At 70.3% G+C, this 14,828-nt stretch carries 20 protein-coding genes; 18 read left to right on the top strand and 2 right to left on the bottom strand.

The features are described 5' to 3' along the window. Positions 1–91: 91 nt before the first annotated feature. The 16 genes from rplN to ACFUUZ_RS03985 all read left to right on the top strand — a co-directional run bounded on the left by rplN (position 92) and on the right by ACFUUZ_RS03985 (position 11,768). A complete protein-coding gene (gene rplN / locus ACFUUZ_RS04060) occupies positions 92–460 on the top strand; it encodes a 50S ribosomal protein L14 (protein ID WP_067646869.1) in 369 nt (122 codons plus the stop codon). Between the two features lie 2 nt (positions 461–462). Beyond that, positions 463–780: a 50S ribosomal protein L24 gene (gene rplX / locus ACFUUZ_RS04055; protein ID WP_357018795.1), complete on the top strand. Its 318-nt coding sequence runs from the start codon at positions 463–465 to the stop codon at positions 778–780. A gap of 2 nt (positions 781–782) precedes the next feature. Further along, the gene (rplE, locus tag ACFUUZ_RS04050; RefSeq protein WP_378692333.1) at positions 783–1,346 is read left to right on the top strand and encodes a 50S ribosomal protein L5; all 564 of its coding nucleotides are present in this window, start codon (positions 783–785) and stop codon (positions 1,344–1,346) included. 4 nt (positions 1,347–1,350) lie between these two features. Beyond that, a complete protein-coding gene (locus ACFUUZ_RS04045; protein WP_067646866.1) occupies positions 1,351–1,536 on the top strand; it encodes a type Z 30S ribosomal protein S14 in 186 nt (61 codons plus the stop codon). A gap of 176 nt (positions 1,537–1,712) precedes the next feature. After that, positions 1,713–2,885, top strand: coding sequence for an aminotransferase class I/II-fold pyridoxal phosphate-dependent enzyme (locus ACFUUZ_RS04040; RefSeq protein ID WP_378692331.1), 1,173 nt, complete (start codon positions 1,713–1,715; stop codon positions 2,883–2,885). 268 nt (positions 2,886–3,153) lie between these two features. Further along, a complete protein-coding gene (gene rpsH, locus ACFUUZ_RS04035) occupies positions 3,154–3,552 on the top strand; it encodes a 30S ribosomal protein S8 (RefSeq protein ID WP_067646818.1) in 399 nt (132 codons plus the stop codon). A 13-nt stretch (positions 3,553–3,565) separates the two neighbouring features. Further along, the gene (gene rplF / locus ACFUUZ_RS04030) at positions 3,566–4,105 is read left to right on the top strand and encodes a 50S ribosomal protein L6 (RefSeq protein WP_378692328.1); all 540 of its coding nucleotides are present in this window, start codon (positions 3,566–3,568) and stop codon (positions 4,103–4,105) included. 2 nt (positions 4,106–4,107) lie between these two features. Further along, positions 4,108–4,527, top strand: a complete 420-nt coding sequence (rplR, locus tag ACFUUZ_RS04025) for a 50S ribosomal protein L18 (RefSeq protein WP_378692326.1) — start codon at positions 4,108–4,110, stop codon at positions 4,525–4,527. 31 nt (positions 4,528–4,558) lie between these two features. Beyond that, entirely contained in the window at positions 4,559–5,221 is a 663-nt protein-coding gene (gene rpsE / locus ACFUUZ_RS04020; protein ID WP_378692324.1) for a 30S ribosomal protein S5, read from the top strand. Beyond that, on the top strand, positions 5,222–5,416 hold the full coding sequence (gene rpmD, locus ACFUUZ_RS04015; RefSeq protein ID WP_378692322.1) for a 50S ribosomal protein L30: 195 nt from the start codon (positions 5,222–5,224) through the stop codon (positions 5,414–5,416). After that, entirely contained in the window at positions 5,413–5,856 is a 444-nt protein-coding gene (gene rplO / locus ACFUUZ_RS04010) for a 50S ribosomal protein L15 (RefSeq protein WP_378692320.1), read from the top strand. Before rpmD ends, rplO begins: the two co-directional genes overlap by 4 nt. A gap of 164 nt (positions 5,857–6,020) precedes the next feature. After that, on the top strand, positions 6,021–7,349 hold the full coding sequence (gene secY / locus ACFUUZ_RS04005) for a preprotein translocase subunit SecY (protein ID WP_378692318.1): 1,329 nt from the start codon (positions 6,021–6,023) through the stop codon (positions 7,347–7,349). Continuing rightward, positions 7,346–7,891 (top strand): adenylate kinase, encoded by a 546-nt coding sequence (locus ACFUUZ_RS04000; protein ID WP_378692316.1) that lies wholly within the window; start codon positions 7,346–7,348, stop codon positions 7,889–7,891. The genes secY and ACFUUZ_RS04000 overlap by 4 nt, the downstream gene beginning before the upstream one ends. After that, positions 7,891–8,691, top strand: a complete 801-nt coding sequence (map, locus tag ACFUUZ_RS03995) for a type I methionyl aminopeptidase (RefSeq protein WP_378692314.1) — start codon at positions 7,891–7,893, stop codon at positions 8,689–8,691. The genes ACFUUZ_RS04000 and map overlap by 1 nt, the downstream gene beginning before the upstream one ends. A 102-nt stretch (positions 8,692–8,793) precedes the next feature. Beyond that, a complete protein-coding gene (locus tag ACFUUZ_RS03990) occupies positions 8,794–10,977 on the top strand; it encodes a hypothetical protein (protein ID WP_378692312.1) in 2,184 nt (727 codons plus the stop codon). Beyond that, positions 10,974–11,768, top strand: coding sequence for an ESX secretion-associated protein EspG (locus tag ACFUUZ_RS03985; RefSeq protein ID WP_378692310.1), 795 nt, complete (start codon positions 10,974–10,976; stop codon positions 11,766–11,768). The genes ACFUUZ_RS03990 and ACFUUZ_RS03985 overlap by 4 nt, the downstream gene beginning before the upstream one ends. On the opposite strand, the gene dtd is transcribed toward ACFUUZ_RS03985, so the two are convergent. Together dtd and ACFUUZ_RS03975 are read right to left on the bottom strand one after the other, a co-directional pair. Then, on the bottom strand, positions 11,769–12,200 hold the full coding sequence (gene dtd / locus ACFUUZ_RS03980; RefSeq protein WP_378692308.1) for a D-aminoacyl-tRNA deacylase: 432 nt from the start codon (positions 12,198–12,200) through the stop codon (positions 11,769–11,771). Positions 12,201–12,213: 13 nt separating this feature from the next. Further along, positions 12,214–13,710 carry a hypothetical protein gene (locus ACFUUZ_RS03975; protein WP_378692307.1) on the bottom strand — a complete coding sequence of 499 codons (1,497 nt, stop codon included), beginning with the start codon at positions 13,708–13,710 and terminating at the stop codon, positions 12,214–12,216. Positions 13,711–14,008: 298 nt separating this feature from the next. Between ACFUUZ_RS03975 and ACFUUZ_RS03970 the strand changes: the two genes are divergently transcribed. Both ACFUUZ_RS03970 and ACFUUZ_RS03965 read left to right on the top strand, forming a co-directional pair. Beyond that, positions 14,009–14,323, top strand: coding sequence for a hypothetical protein (locus ACFUUZ_RS03970; RefSeq protein WP_378692305.1), 315 nt, complete (start codon positions 14,009–14,011; stop codon positions 14,321–14,323). Positions 14,324–14,335: 12 nt separating this feature from the next. Then, positions 14,336–14,815, top strand: coding sequence for a YbaB/EbfC family nucleoid-associated protein (locus tag ACFUUZ_RS03965; RefSeq protein ID WP_378692303.1), 480 nt, complete (start codon positions 14,336–14,338; stop codon positions 14,813–14,815). The last annotated feature ends 13 nt before the right edge of the window (positions 14,816–14,828 follow it).

The raw sequence follows: 14,828 nt of genomic DNA, 5'->3' as shown, positions 1-14,828 counted from the left end.
CTGGCAGGCGCGCGCCGGAGGGCAGCCGACCATGCCCGTCGGGTCGGAAATCCGGCGTGCTTCATGTCCAGGTCAACGAAAGGTTGCTGAAGTGATTCAGCAGGAGTCGCGGCTGCGCGTCGCCGACAACACCGGTGCGAAGGAAATCCTCTGCATCCGCGTGCTCGGTGGCTCGTCGCGCCGCTATGCCGGTATCGGCGACATCATCGTCGCCACCGTCAAGGACGCCATCCCCGGCGGCAACGTCAAGCGGGGTGAGGTGGTCAAGGCCGTCGTCGTGCGCACCACCAAGGAGCGCCGCCGTCCGGACGGTTCCTACATCCGCTTCGACGAGAACGCGGCCGTCATCATCAAGGCGGACAACGACCCGCGCGGTACCCGCATCTTCGGCCCCGTCGGCCGCGAGCTGCGCGAGAAGCGCTTCATGAAGATCGTCTCGCTGGCCCCGGAGGTGCTCTGACCATGAAGGTGCACAAGGGCGACACCGTGCTCGTGATCTCGGGTAAGGACAAGGGCGCGAAGGGCAAGGTCATCCAGGCCTTCCCGCAGCAGAACCGGGTCCTCGTCGAGGGCGTGAACCGGATCAAGAAGCACGTCGCGAACTCCGCCAACCAGCGCGGCGCCTCCTCCGGCGGCATCGTCACGCAGGAAGCCACCATCCACGTCTCGAACGTGATGGTCGTGGACTCCGACGGCAAGCCGACCCGCATCGGCTACCGCACCGATGACGAGACCGGCAAGCGCGTCCGCATCTCCCGTCGCAACGGGAAGGACATCTGAGCATGACCACCACCGAGAAGATCCAGCCGCGCCTGAAGCTCCGCTACCGCGAGGAGATCAAGGACGCGCTGAACAGCGAGTTCAACTACGCCAATGTGATGCAGATCCCCGGCGTGGTGAAGGTCGTCGTCAACATGGGTGTCGGCGACGCCGCCCGGGACGCAAAGCTGATCAACGGCGCCGTCGACGACCTGGCCCTGATCACCGGCCAGAAGCCGATCATCCGCAAGGCCACCAAGTCGATCGCGCAGTTCAAGCTGCGCGAGGGCATGCCCATCGGCGCCAAGGTGACGCTGCGCGGCGACCGCATGTGGGAGTTCCTGGACCGCCTGGTCTCCATCGCGCTGCCCCGTATCCGCGACTTCCGCGGCCTGTCGCCGAAGCAGTTCGACGGCAACGGCAACTACACCTTCGGCCTCAGCGAGCAGTCCATGTTCCACGAGATCGACGTGGACCGCATCGACCGCCCGCGCGGTATGGACATCACCGTCGTGACCACGGCGACCAACAACGACGAAGGCCGTGCCCTGCTCAAGCACCTCGGCTTCCCGTTCAAGGAGAACTGAGCACATGGCGAAGAAAGCTCTGGTCAACAAGGCCAACGCGAAGCCGAAGTTCGCGGTGCGCGCGTACACCCGCTGCCAGCGGTGCGGCCGCCCGCACGCGGTCTACCGCAAGTTCGGGCTGTGCCGCGTGTGCCTGCGCGACATGGCGCACAAGGGCGAGCTGCCCGGCGTGCACAAGAGCTCCTGGTGAGCTGATCCCGCTCCGCCGACAGGGACCCGAGCCGCGGCTCGGGTCCCTGTCGCGTTTTCTGCAGGACTCGGTGTGAAATCGGGCATATCGGTGGTTTGTTCACGAAGCATTCACTGGGGTGACAGTGGCTGTCACTAGCGTTGCCGCGGTCCGTCCGACGCACGCACCGGAGAGCTGTGAACACTCTTTCCCGCACCGCTGCAACAACTTTCGACGACTACGCGATCGGCTCGCTGCCACGCGGCTCCGGAGAGATCGAGCGGCTCACCGAGGTCTTCATCGCGAGCATGCTCGACAAGAAACCGCGCTTCCTCGGCTTCCCCACCAATATGGACTTCCGCTTCAGCGAGCTCGCCGGGGTCCTCGACATCTTCGTCAACAACCTCGGCGACCCGCGCAGCGCGGACAAGGCCGGGATCAGCGCCAAGCCGATGGAGTGCGCGGTGGTGGACGCCGTCGCCCGGCTCGCCAACGGGGTGCCGGAGCAGACCTACGGCTACATCGCCGCCTCCGGTAGCGAAGCCAACCTGTTCGGCCTCGACCGCGGCTGCACCGCCCTGCCCGCGGCGAAGATCTACTGCAGCGGCGCCGCGCACTACTCGATCCGCAAGGCCGCCCGGCTCATGCGCCGCGAACTGGTCGTCGTCGACGCCGACCCGACCGGTCGGATGGACCCGGCCGCGCTCGCCGCGGCCTGCCGCGGGGACGCCGGGCGGGGCGCCATCGTGGTCGCCACCCTCTCCACCACCATGACCGGTGCGATCGACGACGTGGACGCGATCATCGCCGCGGCCGGTGCCGCGGGCGAGGTCTACGTGCACCTGGACGCGGCGCTCGGCGGGCTCATCATCCCGTTCACCGAGTACGGCCCCACCTGGGGTTTCGCCCGCCCCGAGGTCGGCAGCATCGCGATCAGCATGCACAAGGCGCTCGGCACCCCCGTCGTCTGCGCGCTCGCCCTGTGCCGCGCCGACCTGGTGCTCACCGCCGTCGAGGGCGACTACGTCGGCGCCACCGACGCCACCCTCGGCTGCTCCCGCTCCGGGCTGGCCGCCGTGCTGCTCTGGTACGCGCTCGCCGGAAAGGGAATCGCCGGGCTAGAGGCGGACGCGCGCACCTCGCTCGCCACCGCCGCCTACGCCGAGCGCGCCCTCGCCGCCGCGGGCACGAACCCCCTGCGGCTCCCGGCCTCGGTCACGGTCGTCTTCGACCGCCCCGCCGAGGCGATCTGTCGCCGCTACCACCTCGCCACCGAGAGGGAGCGGGCGCACGTGATCACGCTCCCGCACGTGCGGGAGGCCATGATCGATGCGCTCTGCCTGGAGATCACCGAGCAGCGGGGGATGTGACCGGTACGGCCAGATCGGGCTGTACGACGGGTGCCAGCGCCGTGAATGGATCCTAGGGCGCGGCCGACCCGATTTTGTCCTGGGAAAACGCACCTTTACACTAGAGCGGTTGCCTGGGCACAGCCATGTCTTCCGCATGCGCTCCCGGCGGCGAGAACTCACCCGGTCGGCAAGTGCCGACCGGACCAGCCGAATTGTCGTAGGCCCACGGTCCGCGTGAGCGGGCGTTGCATGGGAACCGCGGCGAGAAAGGTGTCGAGGTCTAACCATGACCATGACCGATCCGATCGCAGACTTTCTGACCCGTCTGCGCAACGCCAACTCGGCGTACCACGATCAGGTGAAGGCTCCGCACTCGAAGCTCAAGGCGAACATCGCCGAGATCCTCAAGCGCGAAGGCTACATCTCCGACTACCGCACCGAGGATGCGACGGTGGGCAAGACCCTGATCGTCGACCTCAAGTACGGGCCCAGCCGCGAGCGCAGCCTCGCCGGGGTGCGCCGGGTGTCCAAGCCCGGTCTGCGCGTGTACGCGAAATCCACCAACCTGCCCAAGGTCCTGGGCGGCCTCGGCGTGGCGATCATCTCCACGTCCTCCGGCCTGCTGACGGACCGGCAAGCGGCACAGCAGCGCGTGGGCGGCGAAGTCCTCGCCTACGTCTGGTAAGGGAGGCAGAGACATGTCGCGTATCGGCAAGAAGCCCATCGCAATCCCGGCCGGTGTCGAGATCAGCATCGACGGCCAGCAGGTCTCGGTGAAGGGGCCGAAGGGCACCCTGTCGCACACCGTCGCCGAGCCCATCACCGTGTCCCGCGGCGAGGACGGCCAGCTCGAGGTCGCCCGCCCGGACGACGAGCGGCGCAACCGCTCGCTGCACGGCCTCACCCGCACGCTGATCTCGAACATGATCGTCGGCGTGACCCAGGGGTACGAGAAGAAGATGGAGATCTTCGGCGTCGGCTACCGCGTGGCGGCGAAGGGCTCGAACCTCGAGTTCGCCCTCGGCTACAGCCACCCGGTGCCGGTGGAGGCCCCGGAGGGGATCACCTTCGCGGTGGAGACGCCCACCAGGTTCTCGGTGTCCGGAATCGACAAGCAGAAGGTCGGCCAGATTTCGGCGGTCATCCACGGTCTGCGCAAGCCCGACCCGTACAAGGGCAAGGGCATCCGCTACGCAGGCGAGGTCGTGCGCCGCAAGGTCGGAAAGACGGGTAAGTGATCATGGCTAAGACAACGGCAAGCCAGGAGCGGAAGCAGGCCAAGCGGATTCCGCTCGGCAAGGACGTTTCGACCCGGCGCAGGCTCTCCAAGACCCGCCGCCACTTCCGGCTGCGCAAGAAGCTCGCGGGCACCACGGAGCGTCCGCGCCTCATCGTGCACCGCTCCGCGCGGCACCTGCACGTGCAGCTGGTGGACGACTCGATCGGCAAGACCATCGCCTCGGCCTCGACCATCGAGGCGGACGTGCGCGGCCTGGACGGCGACAAGACCGCCAAGGGCGTGAAGGTCGGCCAGCTGATCGCGGAGCGCGCGAAGGCCGCAGGCGTGGAGGCCGTGGTCTTCGACCGCGGTGGCCACGACTACCACGGCCGGATCGCCGCGCTGGCGGACGCCGCTCGTGAAGGCGGGTTGAAATTCTGATGATGATGATCGCGAACGGAAGGAACGTCTGATGCCGGGACGTCAGCGGCGTGACGGCGGAAACGGACCCGCCGGACAGAACAGCACGGGTGGCCCCGAGGGCGGCCGCGACAACCGCAGGGGCGGCGGCAACGACCGCCGCGGCGGCGACCGCAGGGACAATGCCGCCGAGAAGAACCAGCTCGAGCGGGTCGTCGCCATCAACCGCGTCTCCAAGGTGGTCAAGGGCGGCCGGCGCTTCAGCTTCACCGCGCTGGTGATCGTCGGCGACGGCAACGGCCTGGTCGGCGTCGGCTACGGCAAGGCCAAGGAAGTTCCCGCGGCCATCCAGAAGGGTGTCGAGGAGGCGCGCAAGGGCTTCTTCCGCGTCCCGATGATCGGCTCGACCATCGTGCACCCGGTGCAGGGCGAGGCGGCGGCCGGTGTGGTCATGCTGCGCCCGGCCTCCCCCGGTACCGGTGTGATCGCCGGTGGCGCCGCGCGCGCCGTGCTGGAGTGCGCGGGCATCCACGACATCCTGGCGAAGTCGCTCGGCAGCGACAACGCCATCAACGTCGTGCACGCGACGGTCGAGGCCCTCAAGCAGCTGCAGCGTCCCGAAGAGGTCGCGGCCCGTCGTGGCCTGCCGCTGGAGGACGTCGCACCGGCGGGCATGCTGCGTGCGCGCGCCCAAGCGACGGGAGGTGCCAGGTAAATGGCCGATCTCAAGGTGACCCAGATCAAGTCGTCGATCGGGTCGAAGAAGAACCAGCGCGACAGCCTGCGCACCCTCGGCCTGCGCGGCATCCGTAAGTCGGTCGTCCGGCCGGACAGCCCGGAGAACCGCGGTCTGATCAACGTCGTGCGCCACCTCGTCACGGTCGAGGAAGTCCAGGAGGGCTCGCGATGACCATCAAACTGCATCACCTGCGCCCCGCGCCGGGTGAGAAGACCGCCAAGACCCGCGTGGGTCGCGGTGAGGGCTCGAAGGGCAAGACCGCCGGTCGCGGCACCAAGGGCACCAAGGCGCGCAAGAACGTCCCCGCGGCGTTCGAGGGCGGCCAGATGCCGATCCACATGCGGCTGCCGAAGCTCAAGGGCTTCACCAACCCGTTCCGCACCGAGTACCAGGTCGTGAACGTGGGCCGGATCGCCGAACTCTTCCCCGAGGGCGGCGCGATTGGCAAGGACGAGCTGGTGGCGGCGGGCGCGGTCCGCAAGAAGCAGCTGGTCAAGGTCCTCGGCGACGGCGAGATCTCGGTCGCGGTCCAGGTGACCGCGGACAAGGTGACCGGCTCCGCCAAGGAGAAGATCACCGCGGCCGGAGGCTCGGTCACCGAGCTCGGCTGACGATCGCTCTGCACCCGGTGGCACCGGACGAGTGAATGGCTCGTCCGGTGCCACTGTTAGAGTTCAGTAGTTGTCTGCCAAAGCCGTCATGGGGCTCGGCGTCTCCGCTGTAGGACACCGCTGGAACATCCATGGCACAACCGTGTCGTTCGCCAGGAGGATCTGTGCTTTCCGCCTTCGTATCGGCCTTCCGGACTCCGGACTTGCGGCGGAAGATTCTCTTCACGCTGGGGCTGGTCGCGCTGTACCGGGTCGGCGCCGCACTGCCGTCTCCCGGCGTCGACTACCGGGCGGTGCAGGAATGTATCGACCTGGTCTCCGGCGGTGACAACGCGGGCATCTACCAGCTGATCAACCTGTTCTCCGGCGGCGCGCTGCTGCAGCTGTCGGTGTTCGCGATCGGCATCATGCCGTACATCACGGCGAGCATCATCATCCAGCTGCTCCAGGTCGTGATTCCGCGTTTCGAGGAGTTGCGCAAGGAGGGTCAGTCCGGGCAGACCAAGCTGACCCAGTACACCCGGTACCTGTCGATCGCGCTCGCCGTGCTGCAGGCCACCGGCCTGGTCGCGCTGGCGGCGCGCGGTCAGCTGCTGCAGGGCTGCCAGCAGGACATCCTGGCCGATACCGGCATCTTCGGCATGGTCACCATCGTCGTCGTGATGACGGCGGGTGCCGCGCTGGTGATGTGGTTCGGTGAGCAGATCACCGAGCGCGGCGTCGGCAACGGCATGTCGCTGCTGATCTTCGCGGGCATCGCCGCCCGCATCCCGTCCGAGGGCAAGGGCATCCTGGACAGCCGCGGCGGCATCGTCTTCACCCTGGTCTGCGTGGCCGCGCTGCTCATCATCATTGCGGTGATCTTCGTCGAGCAGGGGCAGCGCCGGATCCCGGTGCAGTACGCGAAGCGGGTCGTCGGCCGCAAGATGTACGGCGGCTCCTCGACCTACCTGCCGCTCAAGGTCAACCAGGCGGGCGTGATCCCGGTGATCTTCGCCTCGTCGCTGCTCTACCTCCCCAACCTCATCGCTCAGCTCACGGGTTCGACCAACGCGACCGAGCCGAGCTGGTGGCAGGAGATCATCCAGAAGTACCTGGTGAACCCGAGCAATCCGGTGTACATCGGGATCTACTTCGGGCTGATCGTCTTCTTCACCTACTTCTATGTGGCCATCACCTTCAACCCGGAGGAACGCGCCGACGAGATGAAGAAATTCGGCGGTTTCATCCCCGGGTACCGCCCGGGCAAGCCGACCGCCGATTACCTCCAGTTCGTCCTGAGCCGGATCACCCTCCCCGGCTCGATCTATCTCGGCCTGGTCGCCGTGCTGCCCAACCTCTTCCTGGAAATCGGCAATTCCGGTGGTAGCGCCATGCAGAACCTTCCGTTCGGCGGTACCGCGGTGCTGATCATGGTGAGCGTCGGTCTCGACACGGTGAAGCAGATCGAGAGCCAGCTGATGAATCGCAATTACGAAGGGTTCCTGAAGTGAGAGTTGTACTGCTCGGTCCGCCGGGTGCCGGCAAGGGCACTCAGGCCGTCCTGCTGTCCGAGAAGCTGGGCGTTCCGCACATCTCGACCGGGGATCTGTTCCGCGCCAACATCAGCCAGCAGACCCCGCTGGGCCGCGAGGCGCAGAAGTACATGGACGCGGGCGACCTGGTGCCCAGCGACGTGACGAACCGCATGGTCGAGGCCAGGGTCGCCGAGCCGGACGCCACCGGCGGCTTCGTGCTCGACGGCTACCCGCGCACCGTCGACCAGGCCGACGCGCTGGAGAAGATCCTGCGCGAGCTGGACACCAGGCTGGACGCCGTGCTCTGCTTCGTCGTCTCCGAGGACACCGTCGTCGAGCGCATGCTGGCCCGCGGCCGCAGCGACGACAACGAGGACGTCATCCGCAATCGGCTCCGGGTGTACCGCGAGGAGACCGAGCCGCTGCTGCAGCACTACGACGGCCTCGTGGTGACCGTGGACGGCGTCGGCGAGGTGGACGACGTGAACGCCCGCGCCCTGCGCGCCCTCGGCCACTGATGGTCTTCGGCCGCAAGAGCAAGAAGGTCGTCCCGTTCCGGACGGCGGGTGAGCTGGACGCCATGGCCGCGGCCGGTGCCGTCGTCGGGCGGGCGCTGGTCGCGGTGCGCGAGGCCGCCAAGTCCGGCGTCTCCACCCTGGAGCTGGACGCCATCGCCGAGCAGGTCATCCGGGACGCGGGCGCGGTGCCCTCGTTCAAGGGCTACCACGGCTTCCCCGGCTCCATCTGCTCCTCGGTCAACGACCGCGTCGTGCACGGCATCCCGACCGCCGACGACGTGCTGGCCGATGGCGACCTGGTCTCCATCGACTGCGGCGCCATCCTGGACGGCTGGCACGGCGACTCCGCCTGGACCTTCGGCGTCGGCGCCGTCAGCGCGGCCGACGAGCTGCTGAGCGAGGCCACCCGGCTCTCCATGGAGGCCGGGATCGCGGCCATGCTGCCGGACAACCGCCTCACCGACATCTCGCACGCCATCGAGCTCGGCACCCGCGCCGCCGAGGTCGCGCACGGGCGCGAGTACGGCATCGTCGACGGCTACGGCGGGCACGGCATCGGCCGCGAGATGCACCTCGACCCGTTCCTGCCGAACGAGGGCGAGCCGGGCCGCGGCCCGCGGCTGGTGGTCGGCTCGGTGCTGGCCATCGAACCCATGCTCACCCTCGGCACCACCGAGACCACGGTGCTCGGCGACGACTGGACCGTGGTCACCAGCGACGGCAGCCGCGCCGCGCACTGGGAGCACACCGTCGCGGTGACCGAGGACGGGCCCCGGATTCTGACGCTGCGCCCCGAATAGCGGGGGCGCTCGGCGTTCACCGGACTGGCCTACACTCGCCGTGTCGGCGGGCGGGTCACGGGGAGTGTCGCCTGCGGCTCGCGAGCACCGCAAGGAGCGTCCATGGGGTACACCAGCCCGTTTTCCGAGCATCGGCGGCAGGCCGGGCAGGGGCACGTCAAGATCGAGACCTTGACGGCCGTCTACTGCGCACTGGCCTGCGAGGACGCGATCGAGCAGCTGCGCGCGCTGAAAGCGCTGCTGACGGAGTCGACCTACAGCGGAATCGGCCGGTTCGCGCCGGAGCCGCTGTCGAGCGGCGTCCTGCTGCCGCGGTGGTTCAGTGACAAGGCGGGCGATTTCACCGGCAAGCTGGACGAGCACATCACGCTGCTCCAGGATCTGACCGAGACCTTCATCGCCGCGGGCAACACCTACGCGAGGACCGACGCGAACTCGCGGGAGCACCTCGAGGCGCTGAACGCGGTCAGCTCGGATCCGGCCGCGGCCGGGCGCGGCGACTTCCGCCCGGAGCAGTTCACCCCGTCCACCGCCTACGACCGGGAGAAGGACCGCCCGCAGGTGCCGAGCCAGTTCCACGCGACCGGCACCATGACCATGGAGGGGTACCGGGACTACCGGGAGAACCACACCTCGCTCTCGCCGGAGGAACTGGTCTCGCTGCACAACGACATCACGCCGGAGCGGGCCGCGAATGCCGCCGAGGGGTGGCAGTACGCGTTCGAGAAGCTCGAACTCGAGGCCTCGGACTTCGAGCGGAACATCGCCAGGCTCGTCGACGGCTCGTGGGAGGGGTACGGCGCCGCGAACGCCGTCCAGACCGTGCGCGGCTACAGCGCCTCGATGCGCACGCTCGGGCGGACCGCGAATCTCGTCGCCACGAACCTCGTCTACACGTCCCAGTGGCTGCAGGCGACGAAGCGGGAGATGCCGAGCGACACCTATGCCGCGGAGTGCGATCTGCAGGAGTACCAGCGGCGTTTCAACGAGGTCTACAACGCCGGGCTGGACGCCACCTGCCGTGCGTTCCCGGAGATGCCCGCGACGCTGCCGCCGCCTCCGCAGCCGGTCACGGCGCCGAACGACGGCGGGAACGGCGGGAACAACCGGGGCGGCGGCAACGGTGGAGGGAACGGCGGCGGTAATGGCGGGGGGAACGGCGGCGGAAACGGTGGAGGGACCGGCGGTGGTTCCGGTGGGGGCTCGGGGTCGGGTGGCGGCCCGGACGCGTCGAACCTGACCGGCGGGAAGCCGCAGCAGAGCGGGAACGCGGACGAACTGCTCGCGGCGAGCCAGCAGTACGCCGAGGAGGCGCAGGCCGCCGCCGGGCAGGCGGCGGGGGCCGGTTCCGGCCAGGGGCAGGGCCAGGGCGGGCAACCCGGCGGTGCCGGGACGGGCGGCTTGCCGGGGGCGCTGGGCAATCTCGCGAACCTCGGCCAGGCCGGGGCGGGCGGGCAGCCCGGCGCAGGCGGTCTCGGCTCCGCCCCCGGCGGGATCGCTCAGGGCGCGGGTGGACAGGGCGGCGGTGGACAGGGCGGCGGTGGACAGGGCGGCGGTGGACAGGGCGGCGGTGGACAGGGCGCAGGCTCGCAGGGCATGCAAGCGATCATGGGGCTGCTGACGCCGCTGCTGAGCGCGCTCGCGCAGGGCGTGCCCGCGCTGGCCCCGCTGCTCGCGCAGTTCGCGCAGAACGGCCTCCCCACGCTGGAGGAACTGGTCGCGCGGCACGGGCTCCCCACGCTGGAGGAGCTGGTCGCGCAGCACGGGCTCCCCGCGCTGGAGGAGCTCGCCGCGGGGCTGCCGCCCGAGGTGCGGACGCTGCTCGGCAGGCTCTTCGACGGCTCGGCGCTCACCGACCTGCTGGCGGGCCGGGACCTGACGGAGGTGCTCGGCGGCCGGGACGTCGCGGAGGTCATCGCGGGCAAGAGCGTGGCCGAGCTCCTCGCCGCGCGCGACCTCTACGACCTGCTCGACCTGCCGCATCCCGACAAGGGCGAGCAGGCCGGGGGGATCGCCGCCCGCGCGCTGCCGGGGACGCCGTTCGCCGCTTCCCAGTGGGGTGCGGGCGTGCCGGGCGAGATCGCGGACAAGCCGTTCGCGCTCTCCTTCGCCGCCGGGACCGACGAGGAGGGCGGAACCGCCGCGCTGCCGCGGCCCGCGGTGGCCGCCGAACGGGACGAGGCGCTGCCCGGCGCTCCGGTCGCGGGGGAGCGCGGGGACGACGCCGACGATGTCGCCTTCACCCTTGGTCTGCCCGCGGCGGCGGGGCCGGGGGCGAATTCGTGAACCGGCGCTGGGATCTCACCGATCTCGAGTTCGCGGTGCTGTGGGAGCGGATCAACGGCGGCGACCTGCCGAAGCCGTTCAGCTACGTCAGCCGCACCCGCGGGCTCAGCGCCTACGAGCGCGAGAAGCTGCTGGCCTGGGAGCGGCTGCGGCACCTGGCCGACGACGGCCTCCGCGATGTCTTCGAGGCGATGCACCGGCCCGAGGCGTACGTGGTGGTGCACGGCTGGTGCGACCACGACACGCGCAACCCCGCCAAGCGGGTGCGGGCGCGGGCGGTGCGCTCGGCGACCCACGGCTACCTGCTGCGGCAGCTTCCGGGTGAGACGGTCTGGCACAGCGGCGGTTTCACCATCGAGGAGTGCGGGCCGTTCGGGATCGCCGAGGCCGTGGTGCGGGTGCTGCCCGAGCGGGGTGCCGGGAGGCTGGGCGCGATCCCGATCCTCACCGACCGGGTCGACGACCACGAGCGCTTCCGGTCGGTCCCGGACTCGCGGGTGACGATGCCGAACCGGGAGAGCCCGGCGGACCGCAGCGCCACGTTCTTCGCCCTCCCCGCCGAGCTCACCGGCGCCATCACGGTGCACCAGGGGTACTCGGCGTTCGGGCCGCGCGGCATCCTGGAGCAGGCCATGCTCTGGCGGGATCTGCCCGGCGACGGCCGCTACGTCATCGTGCTGGATCGGGCGCCGACGGCGATGGGGATCGGCACCCGCAGGCTGGTCGCGCTGGTCGACGCCGCGGTGGAGCGGATGCGCGACCGCGCCGACTCGCACTGGGAAGCGGGCTGATCAGCTCTCCAGCAGCAGCGTGACCGGGCCGTCGTTGACCAGCTCGACCCGCATGTGCGCGCCGAAGCGGCCGGTCGCGACGGTGGCGCCGAGCCCGCGCAGCGCCGCCGCGAACGCCTCGACCAGCGGCTCGGCCACCGGGCCCGGTGCCGCGGCGGCCCACGAGGGGCGCCTGCCCTTCGCGGTGTCGGCGTACAGCGTGAACTGGCTGACCACCAGGATCGGGGCGCCGACGTCGGCGGCGGAGCGCTCGCCGGCCAGGATCCGCAGCCGCCAGAGCTTGGCGGCCATGGCCTCCGCGTCGGCGCCGGAGTCGCCGTGCGCGACGCCGACCAGGGCGACCAGCCCTTGCGGGTCGGGGTCGATCCGGCCGACCGTCTCGCCGTCCACCGTGACGGCGGCCGCGCTCACCCGCTGTACCAGCACTCGCATGCCGGTGATGGTGTCACGCGGAGCGGAAGTACAGCACATCCTCGCCGTACTCGGCGAGCGCCCTCGTCTCGGCGGCCTGCCGGATGCCGCTGCTCGGCATCGCGGTGAGCTTGGCGAACATGGCGGTATTGCCGAACGCGGCGCGCACCTGCGTCTCCGAGGCGTAGTCGGCGCCGTAGTCGGCGAGTACCGCGAAATCCAGCGGCGCCAGCGGCGTTGTCAGGTCGACGGCGCCCGCAGGGCGGCCGAGCGCGGCGTACTGGGTGGGCCCGCCGTCCTCGTACCAGCACAGCTCGTAGGACATCTGCTCGGTGGCGGTCACGCTGACGACCGGCCAGCGCTCCGCCAGCCGCAGCGCCAGCGGGTGCCGCCCGGTCGGTGCGACCTCCCAGGCCAGGCTCTTCACCGCGACCCAGCTGCCGGAGCCGCGCTCGATCAGCACCACGTCGTCGCCGAGCCGCTCGCCCGCGTTGAGCTCGGGCGACGGCACCGACCAGTGCTTCTCGTGCACGCCGAGGTAGTTGGAGCTCTGCACCGGGCGCGCCCCGTCCGCCTGGTACGCCGCCAGCACCGCGGCCCTGACCTGCTGCACCGCGTCCGGCGCGGAGCAGCGCACGCTCAGCGCGCCGAAGCTGGTGGCGATCTCGACCGGGCGGGACGGCGGGTCCGGAAGCGCCCCCGCGGCCAGCGGTTTCAGCCCGACCAGGGCGAGCTTCCAGTTGATCTCCTCGATCGTCGCGAGATCACCGGCGCTCTGGTACAGGATCTGCTGCTGGGTGAGCCTGCCTGCACCCTGCAGGTTGCGGCAGTCGAGCTTGCCGAGCGCGGCCAGCGTCTTGCCGGTGAGGTCGAGGTCCTCGATCTTGATCTCGCGCAGCTGCTGCGTCATCTCCTGGCTGGTCCAGGCGGCGTAGCGCTCGCGGTAGGTGGAGAGCGCCTGCTTGCGCTGCCTGCCGATGGTCAGCGTGCGCAGCAGGGTGTTCAGCGAGGCGAGGTACTTGGCCGCCTGCCCGGGGTCGGCGGCGAAGAGCCCGGCCCTGATGCGGGTGGCGTCCTCGGTGGCCGCGACCGCCGTCGCCGGATCGAGCCGGAGCAGCCACACCCCGCACTTGCCGAGCGCGTCCGCGCACATGGCCGCGCTGTGCGGGTGGCTGTGCGCCACCCGGCGGTAGGCCTCGCAGGCCCGCCGGATGGTGCTGGTCGCGAGCTCGCGGTGCCCGACCGCGCGGGCGGCCTGGTCGAAGATGCGCAGCGCGTCCTGGATCTCCCCGGCGAGCCGCGCGGAGACCATGCCCGCGGTGAACCAGTGCAGCCGGATCTCGACCGCCTGCTGCGACGGCTCCAGCGCCTCGGCGGTGCGGTCGCGCGGGCTGCCGTCGGTGCGGGTGGCGATCAGTGCCCTGGCGAAATCACACAGCGAGGTGGCCAGCGGCAGCTCCGCCTCGGCATTGCGGTCGACGGCGGCCCGCCGGTCGGCGGCCACCCGCTGCTCCAGGGCGCTCAGATCCATGGTGGTGTCGAAACCCGCGCTGGCACAGCGAAACCTCCTCGCGCCGACGGCGCCCCTGCATGCTCACCCCCCGTTCTCCGGGGAGCGGACGAATGTGCAGAGTCTGCCACACTCGGCGTACCTGCGTCTCCCGCCCGGTGGCGGATCGGCACGGGCGGTCGCCCGCGGCACCCGGTCGGCGATTAACCCCGAGTTCACGATGCGTCCACGAGCGGGTCGCTCTCGGCTGTCAGGCTTTTCGGGCAGGTTCCACGCCGGGCGCCGGGTGGCGCGCGGCGGCGAGTGGAGGAGCGACGACATGGCCGACAGGCTCGAAGCGGATCCGGCGAAGCTCCGCGCGGCGGCCGCCGCGACCGGCGCACTGCGGGACCGCATCAACGGCGTCCTCGACACGCTCAACGGGGCGATGATCGCGCGTGGCGCGCCCTGGGGCAACGACCGGATGGGGCTGCAGTTCCTGAACGGCGACGCGGGCAACGGCTACGCGGCGATGCGCGACAACTCGGTGCAGAGCGGCCGGAACGCGGCGACGTCCTTCGGCAACTTCTCCGCGGGCATGGTGCAGAGCGCCGAGTACCTGGAACAGATGGATCAGACGCACGGCTTCCGCTGATTCGGACCGGCCATGCCCAACGAGTACACCCGCGCCGAGCTGAACTCGGTCATCGAACAGGTCGGTCAGCAGTTCCGCACCATGGCGCGCATCCAGCGGGAGCGCGCCGCGCTGACCGCGAGCGTGACGGTGCGCAAACGCGTCACGGTGACGGTCAACGCCGACGGCGTCGTGATCGAGACCAAGCTGGGGCCCAACGCCGAAGACCTGGAGCACGCCGAGCTGGCCAGGGCGTTCACCGAGGCGGCGCAGCAGGCCGCCGCCGAGGTGGCGCGCAAGGGGCAGGCGCTGATGCGGCCCTTCGACGACCAGCGCGCCCGGCTGCCCAAGATCACCGACCTGATCGAGGGCATGCCGGACTTCGCGGCCGATCCGCCGGGGCCGGAGCCGGTCTCGACGGCGCCACCGAAGGCGCCGGAGCGGGCGGCCGACGCGGCGCCGGGCGGTCCGGACGACGCGCGCGGCCGTGGGGTCACGGATTCCAGCTGGTGACGCGGATCCGCGC

This window comes from Nocardia sp. NPDC057353 (assembly GCF_042667085.1).
Taxonomy (GTDB): domain Bacteria; phylum Actinomycetota; class Actinomycetes; order Mycobacteriales; family Mycobacteriaceae; genus Nocardia.
This window is presented reverse-complemented; position numbering and strand designations above follow the sequence as displayed.